At 34.3% G+C, this 1,424-nt stretch carries 3 protein-coding genes and 1 pseudogene; all 4 read left to right on the top strand.

Going from position 1 to position 1,424, the window contains the following annotated elements:
* A partial coding sequence (gene rplC / locus C0512_RS15645; protein WP_290863248.1) for a 50S ribosomal protein L3 occupies positions 1-403 on the top strand: 403 nt, incomplete at its 5' end.
* Positions 403-1,032 (top strand): 50S ribosomal protein L4, encoded by a 630-nt coding sequence (rplD, locus tag C0512_RS15650; RefSeq protein WP_290863250.1) that lies wholly within the window; start codon positions 403-405, stop codon positions 1,030-1,032. The genes rplC and rplD, both read left to right, overlap by 1 nt.
* A gap of 6 nt (positions 1,033-1,038) precedes the next feature.
* On the top strand, positions 1,039-1,329 hold the full coding sequence (gene rplW, locus C0512_RS15655) for a 50S ribosomal protein L23 (RefSeq protein WP_290863252.1): 291 nt from the start codon (positions 1,039-1,041) through the stop codon (positions 1,327-1,329).
* 7 nt (positions 1,330-1,336) lie between these two features.
* Positions 1,337-1,424 (top strand): annotated as a pseudogene (gene rplB / locus C0512_RS15660) (50S ribosomal protein L2); the annotation flags it as partial.

The raw sequence follows: 1,424 nt of genomic DNA on the forward strand, positions 1-1,424 counted from the left end.
AACTTCTGCTAAGAAAAAAGTCGTTGAATTCCAAGAATTTGAAACGGAGTATAAATTAGGTGATTTAATCACCGTAGATCTATTCAGCGAAGGAGAATTTGTTGATGTACAAGGTGTATCAAAAGGTAAAGGTTTCCAAGGGGTTGTTAAACGTCACGGTTTTGGTGGTGTTGGACAAGCTACCCACGGTCAACATAACCGATTAAGAGCACCAGGTTCTGTAGGAGCTTCTTCTTATCCATCTAGAGTATTCAAAGGAATGCGTATGGCTGGAAGAATGGGAGGAGATAATGTAACAATTCAAAACCTTAGAGTTTTAAAAGTAGTAGCCGATAAAAATCTACTTCTTGTTAAAGGATGTGTTCCTGGACACAAAAACTCTTATGTAATCATTCAGAAGTAATGGAAGTAAAAGTTTTAGATATCAACGGAAAAGAAACAGGTAGAAAAGTTCAACTTTCTGACGCTGTTTTCGCTATCGAGCCTAACAATCATGCTATCTATCTTGATGTGAAACAATATCTTGCTAATCAAAGACAAGGTACTCACAAAGCAAAAGAAAGAGCTGAAGTAACAGGAAGTACTCGTAAGATTAAAAAACAAAAAGGTACTGGTACTGCCCGTGCCGGTAGTATTAAGAATCCTTTGTTCAAAGGAGGAGGTACAGTTTTCGGTCCTAGACCAAGAAGCTATTCTTTCAAATTGAACAAAACTTTAAAAAGATTAGCTCGTAAATCAGCTTTCTCTCAAAAAGTAAAAGACTCTGAATTAGTAGTAGTAGAAGATTTCAATTTCGACACTCCAAGCACTAAGAATTTTATTACAGTTCTGAAAGCCTTAGGTTTAGAAAATAAAAAATCGCTATTTGTGTTGGGTGATTCAAATAAAAATGTATATTTGTCGTCACGCAATTTAAAGGGCTCAAGAGTTGTAACTAACTCAGAATTAAGTACTTATGCTATTTTAAACACAAATAAATTAGTGCTTATGGAAAGTTCTTTAGAAGGAATTGAAGAAAATTTAAGTAAATAATAGGCCATGAGTATCATAATTAAACCTATCATAACTGAAAAAATCACGAAGCAAAGTGAATTAAACAATCGTTATGGTTTTGTAGTGGATAGAAAAGCAAACAAAATTCAAATCAGAAATGCGGTGGAAGCTGCTTATGGTGTGAAAATAGTTGCTATCAACACTATGAATGTTAGACCAGACAGATCTGTGAAATACACTAAAAGTGGAATGATAAGTGCTAAATCAAATGCTTACAAAAAAGCAATTGTGGAAGTACAAGAAGGAGAAACAATTGATTTTTATAACAATATCTAAGTAAGAAATGTCAGTTAGAAAATTAAAACCTATTACCCCGGGTCAGCGTTTTAGAGTTGTGAATGGTTTTGACGCCATTACAACTGATAAGCCGG

The sequence above is a fragment of the Flavobacterium sp. genome (assembly GCF_013822155.1).
GTDB lineage: Bacteria > Bacteroidota > Bacteroidia > Flavobacteriales > Flavobacteriaceae > Flavobacterium.

Excerpts from the sequence above, each read along its gene's own strand:
- rplW (WP_290863252.1), top strand. The coding sequence starts at position 1,039 with ATGAGTATCATAATTAAACCTATCATAACTGAAAAAATCACGAAGCAA.
- rplD (WP_290863250.1), top strand. The coding sequence starts at position 403 with ATGGAAGTAAAAGTTTTAGATATCAACGGAAAAGAAACAGGTAGAAAA.